The 15,592-nt window shown below is 65.1% G+C and carries 12 protein-coding genes; all 12 read right to left on the reverse strand.

Translation table 11 applies throughout. The features are described 5' to 3' along the window. Positions 1 to 9 precede the first annotated feature (9 nt). The 12 genes from IVA75_RS31715 to mraY all read right to left on the reverse strand — a co-directional run bounded on the left by IVA75_RS31715 (position 10) and on the right by mraY (position 15,588). Positions 10 to 930: an outer membrane protein assembly factor BamD gene (locus IVA75_RS31715; protein WP_247288010.1), complete on the reverse strand. Its 921-nt coding sequence runs from the start codon at positions 928 to 930 to the stop codon at positions 10 to 12. A gap of 295 nt (positions 931 to 1,225) precedes the next feature. Further along, on the reverse strand, positions 1,226 to 2,188 hold the full coding sequence (lpxC, locus tag IVA75_RS31720; RefSeq protein ID WP_026232696.1) for a UDP-3-O-acyl-N-acetylglucosamine deacetylase: 963 nt from the start codon (positions 2,186 to 2,188) through the stop codon (positions 1,226 to 1,228). A gap of 361 nt (positions 2,189 to 2,549) precedes the next feature. Next, positions 2,550 to 4,355, reverse strand: a complete 1,806-nt coding sequence (ftsZ, locus tag IVA75_RS31725; protein ID WP_027570708.1) for a cell division protein FtsZ — start codon at positions 4,353 to 4,355, stop codon at positions 2,550 to 2,552. An 87-nt stretch (positions 4,356 to 4,442) separates the two neighbouring features. Further along, complete coding sequence (ftsA, locus tag IVA75_RS31730) at positions 4,443 to 5,765, reverse strand: cell division protein FtsA (protein WP_247288008.1); 1,323 nt, start codon at positions 5,763 to 5,765, stop codon at positions 4,443 to 4,445. Further along, positions 5,762 to 6,802, reverse strand: coding sequence for a cell division protein FtsQ/DivIB (locus IVA75_RS31735; protein WP_027570707.1), 1,041 nt, complete (start codon positions 6,800 to 6,802; stop codon positions 5,762 to 5,764). Before IVA75_RS31735 ends, ftsA begins: the two co-directional genes overlap by 4 nt. 350 nt (positions 6,803 to 7,152) lie before the next feature. Next, complete coding sequence (locus tag IVA75_RS31740; protein ID WP_247288006.1) at positions 7,153 to 8,139, reverse strand: D-alanine--D-alanine ligase; 987 nt, start codon at positions 8,137 to 8,139, stop codon at positions 7,153 to 7,155. Between the two features lie 22 nt (positions 8,140 to 8,161). Next, on the reverse strand, positions 8,162 to 9,082 hold the full coding sequence (gene murB / locus IVA75_RS31745) for a UDP-N-acetylmuramate dehydrogenase (protein ID WP_247288004.1): 921 nt from the start codon (positions 9,080 to 9,082) through the stop codon (positions 8,162 to 8,164). A 4-nt stretch (positions 9,083 to 9,086) separates the two neighbouring features. After that, positions 9,087 to 10,490, reverse strand: a complete 1,404-nt coding sequence (gene murC / locus IVA75_RS31750; protein WP_247288002.1) for a UDP-N-acetylmuramate--L-alanine ligase — start codon at positions 10,488 to 10,490, stop codon at positions 9,087 to 9,089. Positions 10,491 to 10,627: 137 nt separating this feature from the next. Then, positions 10,628 to 11,728 (reverse strand): undecaprenyldiphospho-muramoylpentapeptide beta-N-acetylglucosaminyltransferase, encoded by a 1,101-nt coding sequence (gene murG / locus IVA75_RS31755; RefSeq protein WP_247288000.1) that lies wholly within the window; start codon positions 11,726 to 11,728, stop codon positions 10,628 to 10,630. 109 nt (positions 11,729 to 11,837) lie between these two features. Further along, complete coding sequence (gene ftsW / locus IVA75_RS31760; protein ID WP_247287998.1) at positions 11,838 to 12,989, reverse strand: putative lipid II flippase FtsW; 1,152 nt, start codon at positions 12,987 to 12,989, stop codon at positions 11,838 to 11,840. An 87-nt stretch (positions 12,990 to 13,076) separates the two neighbouring features. Then, complete coding sequence (gene murD, locus IVA75_RS31765) at positions 13,077 to 14,477, reverse strand: UDP-N-acetylmuramoyl-L-alanine--D-glutamate ligase (protein WP_247287997.1); 1,401 nt, start codon at positions 14,475 to 14,477, stop codon at positions 13,077 to 13,079. Positions 14,478 to 14,484: 7 nt separating this feature from the next. Beyond that, positions 14,485 to 15,588 carry a phospho-N-acetylmuramoyl-pentapeptide-transferase gene (mraY, locus tag IVA75_RS31770; RefSeq protein ID WP_027570700.1) on the reverse strand — a complete coding sequence of 368 codons (1,104 nt, stop codon included), beginning with the start codon at positions 15,586 to 15,588 and terminating at the stop codon, positions 14,485 to 14,487. Between the last annotated feature and the right edge of the window lie 4 nt (positions 15,589 to 15,592).

Genomic DNA, 15,592 nt, shown 5'->3' on the forward strand with positions numbered 1-15,592 from the left:
CTCTATTTCCTAGCCGAGACCCATTTTCTTGAAGGTCTTGCTAATCCAGGACCCCTGATTCTCGCTCGGTTCGAGACCGCCCGATTTTACAAGATTATAGGCGTCCTTGTACCAGCGACTGTCAGGAAAATTATGCCCGAGCACGGCGGCGGCCGTCTGAGCCTCGCCGACGATCCCGATCGCCATATAGGCCTCGGTCAGGCGGTACAGCGCCTCTTCGACATGGCGGGTGGTCTGGTACTGCGTCACCACGGCCTTGTAGCGGTTGATCGCCGCCGTGTAGTCGCGCTTCTGCGCGTAATAGCGGCCGACGTTCATTTCCTTGCCGGCGAGCTGGTCGCGCGCACCTTCGATCTTGGCCTTGGCCGAGGTCGCGTATTCGGAGGTCGGATATTTGCGCACCACCTCTTCCAGCGAGGCGATCGCCTTCTCGGTGCGGGTCTGGTCGCGGCTGATGTCCGGAATCTGGTCGTAATGCGAGGCGGCGATCAGATATTGCGCATAAGCCGCATCCGGGCTGCCGGGATGCAGCGTGACGTAGCGGGTGGCCGCGCCGATGCAATTGTCATAGTCGCCGCCCTGGTAGGACGCGTAGGCCGACATCAGCAATGATTTGCGGGCCCAGTCGGAATAAGGATGCTGGCGGTCGACCTCTTCGAACTTCTTGTTCGCCGCCTTCATGTCCTTCTTCTCGTTCATGAGGTACAGGCCCTCATTGTAGATCTTGTCGGCGGGCTCCTCGACGAAGGTGTCGTCCTTGGCGGTGAACTTGTCCCACAGCGCGCCGGTACCGCAGCCGGCCAGCGGCAGCGCGAGCACAAAGAGGACGACAGCCTGAATCAGCCCACGGGCACGAGACGAGACTTCTCGAGATGAGACCTCTCGAGACGGGACTTGAAGATATCCGCGCGTCATACGCTGTGCCGACATGAATATTGCCCTGACGCCCTGTGGTGCGGTGTCCGCCAGCCCATGAACCCCGTCCTGGGCGCGAAATATAGCTGTGGTGCCTGCCGTGCGACCACGCCGGTGTAACCGAAAAACGATCTTCAACCAACCGGATAGGCAGGCATTCCGCCCGGATTAAGGCGAACGCGCCGCAATCCTAGCCGATCATCGTTACCAGGAGTTTCCCGGGGAAAGCCGCCGCCAAACGCCTGCGGCGACGGGTCTCTTCAGGCCCGTCTCTCCTTTAGGAAATGTCCGCTTCAGGAAACGTCTCGCTTCAGGAAACGTCCGGCCCGTAGACCGCGGCGATCCGGCCGCCGACGATGCCGCGACCGGTTTCAGCCACCGGACGCGTGGTACGGCGGGCTGCCTCGCCCTCGACCACCCGCCACGCTGTACGGTCGGCGAGCAGCGCGGTCAGGACGGCGTGGTTGAGCTTGTGGCCGCCACGCACCGAGCGGTAGGCGCCAAGCAGCGGCAGACCAGCCAGCGCGAGGTCGCCAATCACGTCCAGCACCTTGTGGCGGGCGCATTCGTCGGCGTAGCGCAGGCCTTCGGTGTTGAGCAGCCGCTCCTCGTCGAACACGACGGTGTTGTCGAACGAGGCGCCGAGCGCATACCCCGCGCTCCAGAGCCGTGCGACGTCGCACATCAGACCGAAAGTCCGGGCCCGGCCGACTTCGCGGCGGAAACGCTCCGGGTTGAGGTCGAAGGCGTAGCTCTGCTGGCCGATGACAGGATTGGTGAAGTCGATCTCGACCTCGGCGCGGAACCCGTCGGCATAGGGCCTGATCTCGCCGAAGGAGTCGCCGATCTTGACCGAGATCGGCTTCAAAACCTGGATGAAGCGACGCTGTGCCGGCTGGGTCACGATGCCGGCCTGGTCGATCGCCGCGACGAAGGCCGCCGCGCTGCCGTCCATGATCGGCACTTCCGGCCCGTCGATCTCGATGATGGCGTTGTCGACGCCCATGCCCCGCAGCGCAGCAAGCACATGCTCGGCGGTGGAAACCAGCGGGCCGTTGCGATCTCCGAGGACGGTGGCGAAATCGGTCGCGATCACCTGCTCGGCGGTGGCCTGAACTTCGCGGTCACTTCCCTCAAGCCCGGTACGGATAAAAACAAAGCCCGCGTCGACAGGCGCGGGTCCAAGCGTGAGCGTGACGGGAAGACCGGAATGAACGCCGACGCCTGCCACACTGGCTTGCGCTCGAAGCGTTGTTTGCCGGCTAAATTTCATCAGGAACCGCCCCACTACGACCACTGCGACTTATACTGAACCCGACTGAGCGGCCCAGACCGCTCGCTTCCGAATCCGTATCCCCAAGTCACGGCAAACCATAGTCACTGCCTCAAACAGCGCCAACTCACGCTTTTTTACCGATTGTTACCCCAAACCCGCCGTATTCGCGCCAAGGCTTAACCAAATTGGACCGGAGTTTGGGACCGTTTTCGGTAGTTTTACTGAACCATCGAATATGTAATTAATTATTTAAAATCAGTTGCTTGGCGACGCAATCCGGATACGCACGGGGCAAAAGAAAAGGTCCCGGCAAGCTTCCCGCCGGGACCTTTTTTTGTCTGCCTTATTGTAACAATCCTCAGGTCGCCTGCCGCCGCAGGAAGGCCGGGATATCAAGATGGTCGTCTCCCTGTGGCGCCGGGGCAACAGGCGCGGGACGGCCGTGCATGTCCAGGCCCTGCGGCGCGGGACGACGGGCATACTCCGACACCGGCTCGGTGGAAGCGATTTGCTGCGCCACGGTCTTCTGAGGCCGGCGATCGGGCAGCGGCGGCATCGCGGGACCGGCGGTGCGGGCCGCGATCGGCGCCTCGCTCTCCTCGTCACGACGGCCGAGGCCGACATTGGCGAGGCGCTGCAGCAGCGACAGCCGGGTCTTCTGCGGGGTCTCCTCCTCGACCTCGCCGCGGGCCTGGCGAAGCTCGGCCTGGGCGGGCATCGGAAGTTCCTCGATCCGCGGCATCCGCGGTGTGCGGACCGGCGCACGCTCGGCCTGCGGCGGGATGAAGGTTTCCGGCGTCATCGGCTCATGCATGGCCATCGGCGCCTGCTCGGGCTCGGGGAACAGCGTGGGCTTCTGCGCGATCGGCCGCACTGTGACGTCGCCATAGGTCTGCATCGGCGCGGGAGCCTGCGGGACGTCCGCAACGGCGGCGGCGATGGCGGCAAGCGCAGCGCGCTCCACGTTCGGACGCGGAGCCGTGGGAGCGGCGGCAAATTGGCCCGTTCCTGCGGCCGGGGTCTGCCCTTCGAACTTCTGGGCGCGCTCGGCCATGCGCTGATTGTCGGCGCGCAGCCGTGCGGTCAAATCGGCAAGACGGCTCTCGGCAGCCGCGGCCGGAGCAGCGGGAGCCTGCTGCGCCTGCGGAGCAGGATTCGCCACGGGAGCGCTGGTGGCCTGGCTGTTACGCGCGATCGCGGCCTGCTCGATGCCGGTGGCGACGACCGAGACGCGGATCAGGCCGTCGAGGGCTTCGTCGAAGGTGGCGCCGACGATGATGTTGGCGTCCTGGTCGACTTCCTCGCGGATGCGGGTCGCAGCTTCGTCGACCTCGAACAGCGTGAGATCCTTGCCGCCGGTGATGGAGATCAGGAGGCCCTTGGCGCCCTTCATCGAGCTATCGTCGATCAGCGGGTTGGCGATCGCGGCTTCGGCGGCGGTCAGCGCGCGCTTGTCGCCGGAGGCTTCGCCCGTGCCCATCATCGCCTTGCCCATCTCGCGCATGACGGCGCGAACGTCGGCGAAGTCGAGATTGATCAGGCCTTCCTTGACCATCAGGTCGGTGATGCAGGCAACGCCCGAATAGAGCACCTGGTCGGCCATCGCGAAAGCGTCGGCGAAGGTGGTCTTCTCGTTGGCGACCCGGAACAGGTTCTGGTTCGGGATGATCAGCAGCGTATCGACGACCTTGTGCAACTCGTTGATACCCGCTTCCGCGGTGCGCATGCGGCGGCCGCCTTCGAAGTGGAAGGGCTTGGTCACGACGCCGACGGTGAGGATGCCCATCTCGCGCGCGATCTTGGCGATCACGGGAGCCGCACCGGTGCCGGTGCCGCCGCCCATGCCGGCGGTGACGAACACCATGTTGGCGCCCGAGAGATGGTCGCGGAGTTCGTCCATCACTTCTTCGGCTGCGGCCGCGCCGACGACCGGCTGCGAACCTGCGCCCAACCCTTGCGTGGCGGCCGTGCCCATCTGCACGATGCGCTGCGCCTTCGACATCGTCAGCGCCTGCGCGTCGGTGTTGGCGACCACGAAATCGACGCCCTGGAGGCCCGCCGTGATCATGTTGTTGACAGCGTTACCACCGGCGCCGCCGACGCCGAACACGGTGATGCGGGGCTTCAGTTCGTGAATATCAGGAACATTGATGCTGATGGTCATGTTTGCCTCTCGATCACGCGCGCGTGGGTTCGCCCCGGCCGGCGGCCGCGGGAGTTGGTGAAAATCGAATATTGCGGGAAGGAGTCATCAGAAGCCCTCGCGTAGCCATCGTCCGACCTTTCCGAAATACCCGCCGGTCCCCGTCCTGACCTGCTGCCGCGTATGCCGCGGTTCGACATGTTCGTGATGAACATATTGCGGGTAGACGAGCAGTCCGGCCGGCACCGCGAAGGCGGCGTTCTTCGCCTCGTTGGGCAGCCGGCCGAAACCGAGCGGACGTCCGACCCGCACGGGCCGGCCGAGAATCTGCGTTCCGAGCTCGACCAGACCGGTGAGCTGCGAGGCCCCGCCCGAGAGCACGACACGGCCGTTAGGCTCCGAGGTGAAGGGCGAATCCTTCAGCTTGTCCCGAACCATTTCGAAGACTTCCTCGGCACGATGCTTGACGATGTTGGCGATGGTAGCGCGGGAGACGATCTGCGGCAGATCCTGCTCGTCACCGGCTGTCGGTACAGACATCAGCTCACGCGAGTCCGATCCGCCGGTGATGACGGTCCCGTATAACGTCTTGATTCGCTCGGCATCGGCAATGGTCGCGGAGAGTCCGCGCGCCAGATCCATCGTGATGTGTTGCCCGCCGACCGCAAAACCGGCGGCATGCACGAAGCGACCGCCGGAAAAGACCGCGATCGTGGTGGTGCCCGCGCCCATCTCGACCACGGCAGCGCCGAGATCGGCCTCGTCGTCGGTCAGCACCGACAGGCCAGCCACATAGGGGCTTGCTGCCATGGCTTCGACGTTGATGTGGCAGCGTTCGACCGCCAGCATCAGGTTCCGCGCCACCGTGGCGTCGCAGGTGACGACGTTCATGTCGATGCCGAACTGATGCGCGACCATCCCGCGGGGATCGCGGATGCCCTTGACGCCGTCGAGCGTGTAGCCGACCGGCAGCGCGTGCAGCACGGTGCGGCCTTCGCCGGTGGCGTGGCGCATGCCGGTGGAGGTGACGCGGCTGACATCGGCCGGTGTCACGGCGCCGCCGCGGATGTCGGCCGCGGCTTCGACCAGCTGACCGGAGAGCCGACCGCCGGAGACCGACAGCAGCACGGACTCGACCCGCACCTTGGCCATTTTCTCCGCAAGCCCGACGGCCTGTCGTACCGCCTGCTCGCATTCGCCGAGATCAATCACGGCGCCGGCCTTCATGCCGCGGGACTGGATCTGGCTGTAGCCGATCAGCTCCACCGCATGGGTCCGGTCGCGCAGGGCTTCGCTCGGCGCCGACGGCTTCAGCCGCGCGATCATGCAGGCAATCTTGCTGGTGCCGATGTCGAGGCAGGCGACGAGGCCGCCGCGCTTGTGCGGCATCGGGCGTGTCTTCGGTGTCTGGGTGCGATCAAGACCGGTCATGCAGCGTCCCCGGCCTTTTTCTTCTTCTTGTCCTTGAACAAATCGTCGCGCGCCTTGGCGGCGTCCTCGGACAGCTGCACCACCAACCGATCGGGCAGGCGCAGGTCGACCGCGACGATGTCGCGGGAGAACAGCCTGTCCTCCTTGTCGAGCCTGGACAGCATCGCAAGCGCGTTGCCGACGTCCTGCTCGGGCAGGCGGATGTCGAGGCCGTCCTTGAGCCTGAGGTTCCAGCGCCGCTCCCCGACGAAGATCGCGGCCTTTGTGATCGAATTGACCTGCGGATAGCGCGCCAGCAAAGCGAGGAAATCGCGGGCCTGCGTATCGGCGCCCTTGCCGACCACGAGCGGCAGCGACAGGAACCGGCGAGAGACATAGGGTTCGAGCACGGCGCCGTCGTCGGCGATGACGGAGAGCCGGCCGGCCTCCTGCCACAGCGCGAAAGCCTTGCGCTCGGTGAGCTCGATCATGAGCTGGCCCGGATAGAGCTTCAGCACGGTCGCGTCCGCGATCCAGGGATTGGCCTTGAGCTTGTCGCGCACGGCGTCGGCGTCGAGGAACAGCAGCGAGGATCGGCCGCTGACGCCGCCGATCGCGAGGATCTCGTCCTGGCTGAGCTGCTTGCGGCCGTTGATCACGACGGAGGTGATGCGGAAGCCGGCGGAATTGGCCAGCGCGTTGCGGGTGTCGTTGACCGCCGTGATGAAATCCTGGAGATGGCCGCCCTTGACGATACCGAAGCCGCAGCTTCCGATCAGGAGCAGCACCGTCATGCTGATCCCGACCCGGCGCGGCAGATAGCGCTCGACCAGCGCGACCAACCGCGGCGTCGGCTCGCGCTCGATGATGGCTTTGGCCCGGGCTTTGGTTTTAATCTTTTCGTTGGCCGCAGCACGCGCGCCGTGAACTCGTTCCAGACGCTTGTCCTGCACCCACTCGCGCAGAAGCACGACCGCTCCGATAGCGGCCGCCTTCAGGTCAGCTTGGGGCCTCAGCGATCTGAAAAGCGACCGAGTGAGGCTTCCTGCTCCATCCATTGCACGAGCTCGTCAACAGTTTGCCCGCGACATCGCGCGGGTCCTGGCGAACATGACGTCTCGGACTTGCCGGGCCGGGTGCTGGTCTTCAGCAGAAGAAAACCTCTCCCCTTCAGAGCGTTCGCTGGGAGTGACAACACCCGCAACGGTCCACGCGCCGGCAGCCAAAGCGTCATATGCGCCGCCAGCGTTAACCTTCGGACGTCCTGGTAAACAAAAGGTAAAGTTCGTTAACGACGTGAGCGTTTTGCCCAGGCCTGTGAGGCATTTATGCCGCAATATCCGGCATTTTACCGGTTTTGGGTTCCAAAACCGGCCGTTTCGCCAGTTCGGCCGTTAACCAGTCCTAATTATTTTCGCACACCGGCCACGGCGAGCTCGACCAGGCCGCGCAGGAACTCGACGAACGCGATGCCCTCGGCCTTTAGCGCCTTGGGGTAGAGCGAGGACTTGGTCAGGCCGGGTAGCGTGTTGGTTTCGAGATAGACCAGCCCCTTGTCCGAGACGATGAAGTCCGAACGCGAATAGCCGGTACAGGACATCGCCCGGTGCGCCAGCATCGCCTGCTGCTTCAGTGCGGCGGTGATCTCCGCCGTGAAGCGGCCTGGACAGATCTCCTGGGTCGACTTCAAAAGATATTTCGCCGCGTAGTCGAAACTGCCCTCGCCCGGGATGATCTCGATCGGCGGCAGCGAGATGATCGAGCCATCCGGCCGCTCCAGCACGCCGCAGGTCGCCTCGACGCCGGCGATGTAGGGCTCGATCACGTACTCTTCGTGCTTGGCGGCATTGCGGACGGCGACCAGATCCTGCCTGGCGTTGACGAAGATCAGGCCGTAGCTCGAGCCATCCCTGGCGGGCTTTGCGATCAGCCGGCCGTATTCCGCGAAGGCCTCGTCGATCTGGTCCAGCGCAATGTTGGCCGGCGGCGTCACGCCGCCGAGCGCGGCGAAATGCTTGGCCGCGAACTTGTCGAACGCGAGGTGCGAGGAGGCCGAGCCCGATCCGGTGAACGGCACGCCGCGCGCCTCGCACATCACCTGCAATTCGCCGTTCTCGGCGCGCCCGCCGTGCAGGCCGAGCACCAGCACCCGGTTCTCCGCCCTAGCCTGGTCGAGCGCCTGCTCCAACGGAATGCCTGACGTGCCCGGCTTGAACTCGTCCTCGAACGGGCGGGCATGTTCGAGCAGCTGTCTGGACTGCACGACATGCACCTTGTCCTCAACGTCCCACCACCAGAGATCGGCCTCGGGCAGCGCCTGATGCAGCGCCTGGGCTGAGGCGACCGAAACCAGACGTTCGCGGTTGGAGCCGCCGAAGAGGATGGTGATGCGCATGTTCTCTCGTCGCTTGTCCAGATTAGCCGGGAATTCCGATCCGCTTGATTTCCCAGTGTAGCTCAATTCCGGAATTCGTCTTCACCCGTTCACGAACGGTCTCGCCCAGCGCCTCGATATCGTGCGCGGTGGCATTGCCCGTGTTGATCAGGAAATTGCAGTGCATCTCAGAGACTTCTGCACCGCCGACGCGCAGGCCGCGGCAGCCGGCGGCATCGACCAGCTTCCAGGCGGAATGGCCGGGCGGGTTCTTGAAGGTCGAGCCGCCGGTCTTTTCGCGGATCGGCTGCGCGGTCTCGCGATGGCTCTGCACTTCCGCCATGCGCGCGCGGATTGCGTCGGCATCCCTGATCTCGCCACGGAAACGCGCGGAGGTGAAGATGATGGAGGGATCGACGCCGCTGTTGCGGTAGACGAACTTCATGTCGACATTGAAGAAGACGTGCTTCTTGCCGTCGCGCCCGACGCCTCGCGCCTCGATCAACACGTCCCTGGTCTCGCCGCCGTTGGCGCCCGCGTTCATGCGCAGCGCGCCGCCGATCGTGCCGGGAATGCCGAAGTAGAATTCGAGCCCCCCGATGTTCGCGCCCGCGGCGACTTCCGCCACGCGCTTGTCGAGCGCGGCCGCGCCTGCGGTGACGACATCGCCGCTCGCGCTCGCCTCGCCAAAGGCGCGCGGCGCCAGACGGACCACCACGCCCGCAATGCCGCCGTCGCGCACGATCAGGTTGGAGCCGACACCGACGACATAGACGGGAATGTCGCTTGCGAGATGCGCGAGGAAATAAGCGAGATCGTCCTCGTCCGCCGGCGTGAACAGCACCTGCGCGGGCCCCCCGACGCGAAACCAGGTGAGCTCGGCGAGCGACTGGTTCGCCAGCAGCCGGCCGCGAAGATCGGGCATCGCGGATTTGAGATCGGGTGTGATGTCGGGGAAGCCCACTGCCCTACCCCAGCGCCTTCAACTCATCCGGCAAGGCATATGCCCATTGCGTGATGTTGCCGGCGCCAAGGCACACGACGAGATCGCCGGACTTCGCCACACCCTTGACGATGCCGGCGAGATCGGACGCCGCCGGCAGCGGGATCACCTCGCGGTGGCCGTGGACGCGCAGGCCCGCGGCGAAATGGTCGCGATCGATGCCCTCGATCGGCGTCTCGCCCGCGGCATAGACCTCGGCGACGATCACCGCATCGGCATCGTTGAAACAGGTGCAGAATTCCTCGAACAGCGACTGCAGCCGGGTATAACGATGCGGCTGCACCACGGCGACGATCTTGCCGTTGGTGGATTCCCGCGCCGCTTTCAGCACCGCTGCGATCTCGACCGGATGATGGCCGTAATCGTCGATGACGGTGACACCATTCCACTCGCCGGTCTTGGTGAAGCGGCGCTTGACGCCGCCGAAGCCGGCGATCGCCTTGCGGATCGCCTCGTCCGAGACGCCGAGCTCGCGCGCGACCGCAATCGCGGCCGTCGCGTTGGAGGCATTGTGGCGCCCCGGCATCGGCAGCATGAGATCGGCAATCTCGTGCACGGCGCCCGTCTTGCGATCGCGGAACGCAACCTTGAACTTCGATCCGCCGCCCGTCGGGGCCAGGTCGACGAAGCGCACATCGGCCTGCGGATTCTCGCCATAGGTGATGATGCGCCGATCCTCGATCTTGCCGACAAGAGTCTGCACCACGGGATGATCGATGCACATCACGGCGAAGCCATAGAACGGCAGGTTCTCGACGAAATGGCGGAACGCGTCCTGCACCGCTTCGAAGGTCTTGAAGTGATCGAGATGCTCGGGATCGACATTGGTGACGATCGCGACTTCGGTCGGCAGCTTCAGGAACGTGCCGTCGCTCTCGTCGGCTTCGACCACCATCCAGTCACCCGCACCGAGACGCGCATTCGAGCCATAGGCGTTGATGATGCCGCCGTTGATCACGGTGGGATCGAGGCCGCCGGCGTCGAGCAGCGTCGCGACCATCGTGGTCGTGGTGGTCTTGCCGTGCGTGCCGGCGATGGCGACGCAGCTCTTCAGCCGCATCAGCTCGGCCAGCATCTCGGCGCGGCGCACCACCGGAATGCGCCGTTCGCGCGCCGCCGTCAGTTCCGGATTGTCACGCTTGATCGCGGTGGAGACCACGACAACCTCGGCACCATCGACATTCTCCGCCTTGTGGCCGACAGAGACCTTCGCGCCGTTCTCGCGGAGACGGTCGAGATTGTAATTGTCGGAGGCGTCCGAGCCCTGCACGGAATAGCCGAGATTGAGCAGCACCTCGGCGATGCCGCTCATGCCGATCCCGCCGATCCCGACGAAGTGGATGGGTCCGATCTCGCGCGGCAGTCTCATGGCGTATCCCGCAGTTCCCTCGTGATGCCCGGGCTTGTCCCGGGCATCCACGAATCCTTACCACTTCTTGCAAGACGTGGATGGCCGGGACAAGCCCGGCTATGACGGCAAAAGTAGGAATTCTGGCTGATTTCGCGTCAGATTCCCGCGATTTTGGCCACCAGATCGGCCAGCCGCTCCGCTGCGTCGAGCCGGCCGGCGCCACGGGCGGCCTGCGCCATGGCGGCAAGGCGCGCGGGCTCGGCGGCGAAGGCGGAGATCTCGGCGGCGAGGCGATCGGGGGAAAACTCGGTTTGCGGAATGCGGATCGCACCGTCGACCTTGGCCAGCACGCCGGCATTGGCGAACTGGTCCTGGTCGATCGCGCCCGGCAGCGGCACCAGGATCGAGGGCCGTCCGATCGCGGCGAGTTCGGCCACGGTGCCGGCGCCTGAGCGCGACACCACCAGATGGTTGGAGGCGAGCCGCGCCGGCAGATCGGTGAAAAACGGCGCAAGCTCGGCCTTGATCTTCAGCCTGTCGTAGACCGCACGCACGCGCGCCATGTCCTCGTCGCGCACTTGCTGGGTAAGGACGAGCCGGCTCCACAGCGCGGGCTCGAGGCGCTCGATCGCGCCCGGCACGATGTCGGCCATGATGCGTGCGCCCTGGCTGCCCCCGACGACGAGCAGGCGCAGCGGGCCGTTCACTTCAGGCGCAGCATATGGCACGGCAGCTGCGGCGAGGATCGCCGGCCGCATCGGCGTGCCGACCGTCGTGGTCTTGCCTGATAGCGCCGGATCACGGTCGAGCACGCCGGGCAATGACGTCGCAATGGCGCGGACGCGGCTCGACAGGAACCGGTTGGCGCGGCCAAGCACGGCATTGGCGTCATGGATGATGCCGGGCACGCCCGCGAATTTTGCCGCGACCAGCGGCGGCAGCGTCGGATAGCCACCGAAGCCGACGACAGCGACCGGCTTCAATCGCTTGATCAGGCTGTAGGCGGACAACGTGCCGGCTGCGAGCGTCAGGCCGGCATAGGCGAGCTGCAGCGGATTGCGTCCACGCGCAGTCTCGCTCGAGACGACGTCGATCATGTCCTTGGTGAACAGGCCGCTGTAGCGCAGCGCGCGCTCGTCCGTGACGAGGCGGACGCGGATTCCGCGCCGGATCAGCTCGACGCCGAGCGCCTCGGCCGGAAACAGATGGCCGCCGGTGCCGCCCGCGGCGAGAAGAATCAGGGGGGAGGTGTCCATGGTGGGGAGTTTTACAGTGTCTCCCCCGTCATTGCGAGCGAAGCGAAGCAATCCAGACTGCTACCGCGGAGGGATTCTGGATTGCTTCGCTGCTCGCAGTGACGAAAAACTACGCGTAGCTGCGCATCGCCTCGGCGTGGCCGCTCGCCTCGACTTCAGTGCGCGGACGCAGCCGCGTCAGCGCCAGCATCATGCCGACACCATAGGCCAGCGACACGATCGAGGAGCCGCCATAGGAGATGAAGGGCAGCGTCATGCCCTTGGCGGGGATGAGCTGGAGATTGACCGACATGTTGATCGCGGCCTGCACGCCGAACAGGATCGCAAGACCCGAGGCCGCGAAGCGTGAGAACATGTCCTCGTTGGCATAGGCGCGCGACAGCGTGCGGATGACGACGAAAGCAAAGAGTGCCAGCATCGCGAGGCACAGGATGATGCCGAACTCTTCGGCGGCAACCGCGAACACGAAGTCGGTGTGGCTGTCCGGCAGGCTGCGCTTGGCAATGCCTTCGCCCGGTCCGAGCCCGAACCAGCCGCCATTGTAGAAGGCCTCCATGGCGGTATCGACCTGGAAGGTGTCACCAGAGGCCGGATTCATGAAGCGCTTGATGCGGCCGGCGACGTGCGGAACAAAAAGATAGGCGCTGAACAGTCCGGCGGCGCCGAGGCCGGCGAGCCCGAACACCCAGATCATCCGCATGCCCGCGATGAAGAACAACGAGCCCCACACCATCAGGATCAGCATGGTCTGGCCGAAATCCGGCTCCATGACGAGAAGCGAGACCAGCATCAAGAGCAGCGCGAGCGCCATCGAGGTCGCCGGCATCTCCGGCCGCCTGGTCGATTCCGCGAACAGCCAGGCGGCGATGACGACGAACGACGGCTTTGCGATTTCGGAGGCCTGGATGTTGACGCCGAGCAGCGTGATCCAGCGCCGCGAGCCCTTCACCTCAGGACCGATCGCGAGCGTTAGCACGATCAGGACGATGCTGGCCGCGAAAATGATCAGCGCCGAGCGACGGATCGCCCGCGGCGACAGAAAGGACACCCCGAGCAGCACCAGGCCGGACGGCGCCAGGAACATCACGTGGCGGCTGAAGAAATGGAAGGGATCGAGCCCGATGCGGGTCGCAACCGGCGGGCTCGCTGCCAGCGACAGGATCACGCCGGTCAGCATCAGCGCCAGGATGGCTCCCATCAGCGGCTTGTCGACGGTCCACCACCACTCGGAAAAGGGGGTGCGTTCTTCACGGGAGAGCATGGCGGCCACTTTCGGACAGAGGTCGGTCCATTGGTCGCCGAGGTTGGTTACCGGGAGGTTAAGAAATCGCGGATGATTGGAATTGCCTCACACCACCGGCTTCACACCCGGCAGCGCCTGCACCAGCTCGCGGAACCTAGTGCCGCGAATTTCGAAATTGCGGTACTGGTCGAAGGAGGCGCAGGCGGGTGACAGCAAGACCACCGCGTCGGTGATGCCCGACGCCTCCGCATCGCCTGCGGCTTGCTCGACCGCGACGTCGAGGGTCTGGCTGATCTCGTGCGGCACCTTCGTGCCGAGCGTACCGGAAAATTCCTGCGCGGCCTCGCCGATCAGATAGGCTTTTCGGATGCGCGGGAAGTAGCCGGTGAGGCCAGTGATTCCGCCGGCCTTCGGCTTGCCGCCCGCGATCCAGAAGATGTCCGAAAAGGACGACAGTGCATGCGCGGTGGCGTCCGCATTGGTGCCCTTGGAATCGTTGACGAACAGCACGTTGCCACGGCGGCCGACCTGCTCCATGCGATGCGCAAGGCCGGGAAAGCTGCGCAGGCCGTTCTGAAGCATATCGAGGCCGATGCCCATCGCGAGCGCGGCGGCGGCGGCGCACGCCGCGTTCTGCGCATTGTGCAGGCCACGCAGAGAACCGATGCCGCCGAGCCTGGCGATTTCGCTGCGGGCGCCGCCGGAATTGCGCACGATATTGCCATGCTCGACATGGATGCCGCTGGCCAGCGGGTTTTTGACCGAGATGCGCACCACATTCTTGCCGGCACGGTCGAGCCGGTCGGCGATGTCGCGACAAAAACCGTCGTCGACCCCGACGATCGCGGTGCCGCCGGCCTGCACACCGGCAACGAGGCGCTCCTTCACCGCGGCGTAATGCGCGATGGTGCCATGGCGATCGATGTGGTCCTCGCTGACATTGAGCAGAATGCCGACGGAGGGATCGAGCGAGGGCGTGAGGTCGATCTGGTAGGACGACATCTCGATGACGTGGACACGGCCCATGCGCGGCGGCTCCAGCGACAGGATCGCGGTGCCGATATTGCCGCCCATCTGGGTGTCGTAGCCGGCGACCTTGGTCAGATGCGCGATCAAAGCCGTCGTTGTCGACTTGCCGTTGGTGCCGGTGATGGCGACGAACGGCGCATCCGGCGCGTGCCGGCGCCGTTCGCGGCAGAACAGCTCGATGTCGCCGATCACCTCGATAGCTGCCTCGCGCGCCTTCAACACGCTCCAATGCGGCACCGGGTGGGTCAGGGGAACGCCGGGCGCGAGCACCAGCGCAGCGAAATTGGCCCAGGAGACGTTGCGCAAATCAGCCGTGATGAAGCCGGCTTGCGCCGCCTTGGCGACGTTCTCGGCATTGTCGTCGGCGGCGATCACCTCGGCGCCGCCCGCTTTCAAGGCATGGCAGGACGCGAGCCCCGAGCCGCCGAGGCCGAATACCGCGACCGTCTTGCCGGCAAAGGACGTGACGGGGATCATCGACCGATCACCGCAGCTTCAGCGTGGACAGGCCGGCCAGCGCCAGCATCACCGAGATGATCCAGAAACGGATCACGATCTGCGGCTCGGTCCAGCCGAGCTGCTCGAAATGGTGATGGATCGGCGCCATCCGGAAGATGCGCTTTCCCGTCATCTTGAACGACACCACCTGCACGATGACGGAGACCGCCTCCAGCACGAACAGGCCGCCGATCACCGCGAGCACGATCTCGTGCTTCACCGCGACCGCGATCGCACCCAGCATGCCGCCGAGCGCGAGCGAGCCGGTGTCGCCCATGAAGATCGAGGCCGGCGGCGCGTTGAACCAAAGGAAGCCGAGACCGGCGCCCAGCAGCGCGCCGCAGAGCACGGCGAGCTCGCCGGTTCCGGCGACATATTTGATCTGGAGATAATCGGCGAACACCGCGTTGCCGGCGAGATAGGCGATCATCGCAAAGCTCGCGGTCGCGATCATCACGGGCACGATGGCAAGACCGTCGAGACCGTCGGTCAGGTTCACCGCATTGCCGGCGCCGACGATGACGAAGGCGCCGAACCCGACGAAGAACCAGCCGAAATGCAGCACGGTGTCCTTCAGGAAAGGAATCGTCAGCGCGGTCGACGCAGGATCGCGGTTCAGCCGCACCAGCGCGTAGCAGGCAACCAGCGCAATCGCCGCCTCGATCAGCAGGCGAAGCTTGCTGCCGAACCCGGTCGTGGTCTGCTTGGTCACCTTCAGATAATCGTCATAGAAGCCGACGAAGCCGAAACCGAGCGTCACCGCCAGCACGATCCAGACGTAGGGGTTGAGCGGATTGGCCCACAGCACCGTGCCCACCGTGAGCCCGGACAGGATCATCAGCCCGCCCATGGTGGGCGTGCCTTTCTTGGCGAGATGCGATTGCGGACCATCGGCCCGGATCGGCTGACCCTTGCCTTGCCGGATGCGCAGATGGTCGATGATCCAGGGGCCGAACAGGAACACGAACAGCGCGCCGGTGACGACGGCGCCGCCGGTGCGGAAGGTGATGTAGCGGAAGACGTTCAGGAAGGTGCGAACGGCACCGAAGCCCGGAAATGTGTTGGAGAGCTCGATCAGCCAGTAAAACATTCAG

This window comes from Bradyrhizobium sp. 134, from assembly GCF_023074155.1.
GTDB lineage: Bacteria > Pseudomonadota > Alphaproteobacteria > Rhizobiales > Xanthobacteraceae > Bradyrhizobium.

Bases quoted from the DNA above. Each gene is read 5' to 3' on its own strand.
- murD (WP_247287997.1), bottom strand. From the start codon at position 14,477: ATGATCCCCGTCACGTCCTTTGCCGGCAAGACGGTCGCGGTATTCGGC.
- IVA75_RS31715 (WP_247288010.1), bottom strand. From the start codon at position 930: ATGTCGGCACAGCGTATGACGCGCGGATATCTTCAAGTCCCGTCTCGA.
- mraY (WP_027570700.1), bottom strand. From the start codon at position 15,588: ATGTTTTACTGGCTGATCGAGCTCTCCAACACATTTCCGGGCTTCGGT.
- murC (WP_247288002.1), bottom strand. From the start codon at position 10,490: ATGAGACTGCCGCGCGAGATCGGACCCATCCACTTCGTCGGGATCGGC.
- ftsW (WP_247287998.1), bottom strand. From the start codon at position 12,989: ATGCTCTCCCGTGAAGAACGCACCCCCTTTTCCGAGTGGTGGTGGACC.
- ftsA (WP_247288008.1), bottom strand. From the start codon at position 5,765: ATGACCGGTCTTGATCGCACCCAGACACCGAAGACACGCCCGATGCCG.
- IVA75_RS31735 (WP_027570707.1), bottom strand. From the start codon at position 6,802: ATGGATGGAGCAGGAAGCCTCACTCGGTCGCTTTTCAGATCGCTGAGG.
- lpxC (WP_026232696.1), bottom strand. From the start codon at position 2,188: ATGAAATTTAGCCGGCAAACAACGCTTCGAGCGCAAGCCAGTGTGGCA.
- murG (WP_247288000.1), bottom strand. From the start codon at position 11,728: ATGGACACCTCCCCCCTGATTCTTCTCGCCGCGGGCGGCACCGGCGGC.
- IVA75_RS31740 (WP_247288006.1), bottom strand. From the start codon at position 8,139: ATGCGCATCACCATCCTCTTCGGCGGCTCCAACCGCGAACGTCTGGTT.
- ftsZ (WP_027570708.1), bottom strand. From the start codon at position 4,355: ATGACCATCAGCATCAATGTTCCTGATATTCACGAACTGAAGCCCCGC.